Source organism: Cysteiniphilum halobium (genome assembly GCF_003574425.1).
Taxonomy (GTDB): domain Bacteria; phylum Pseudomonadota; class Gammaproteobacteria; order Francisellales; family Francisellaceae; genus Caedibacter; species Caedibacter halobius.
In genome coordinates, this window is the sequence record NZ_QLIU01000124.1 from 1 (window position 1) to 615 (window position 615).

The following is a 615-nucleotide window of genomic DNA, read 5'->3' on the forward strand; positions in this document are numbered from 1 at the left end:
CATTTAATACTAGCTCTTTTTTCTTCCATTCTCTTTTTTATTCCCTTACTCTTCTTTTCTTTTCCACTTTCTCTTTTTTTGTTATTATTTACCATTTTTATTTCTTTCTTTTTTTTTTTTCATATTCATTATTTTTCTTTTATCTTTTTCTCTTATTTTTATTTTCACCACCACTTTCTATCTTTCACACTTTTTTTTTAATTTTTCTTATATTCAATCTTTTTCTCTTCTTTTAACCATTTATTTTTCTATTTTTTTTTTTTCTTATTTCTTAATATTTTCATTTATCTCTTCTTTTTTATATTTTTTTTTTTTTTCTTTTTTCTTTTCCAATACTTGTTTTTTTTGCCTTTTCCTCTCTTCTTTTCTTTTTTCTTTTTCTTTTACTATTCTTTTATCTACATTATTTCATTTTTTTTTTACTCTTCATCCCCTCTTCCTTACTTCTTTCTCCTCCCCTCCCTTTTCTTTTTTCACTTTCTTTTTCTCTTTCTTTCTCTTTTCCTTCTTTCTTCTTTTTTCCTTCTCCCTCCTCTTCTTTCCTTTTTTTTTTTTTCTTTTTTCTTTTTCTTTTTTTTTCTTTTCTTTTCTTCTTTCTTTCTCCTCTTTTTTTCT

Annotated in this window: 1 protein-coding gene; it reads right to left on the reverse strand. The window is 23.1% G+C overall.

Going from position 1 to position 615, the window contains the following annotated elements; translation table 11 throughout:
• Nucleotides 1-426: 426 nt before the first annotated feature.
• Nucleotides 427-615 (reverse strand): hypothetical protein (locus DNK85_RS12720; RefSeq protein ID WP_208123191.1); only part of this gene is annotated, 189 nt, incomplete at its 5' end.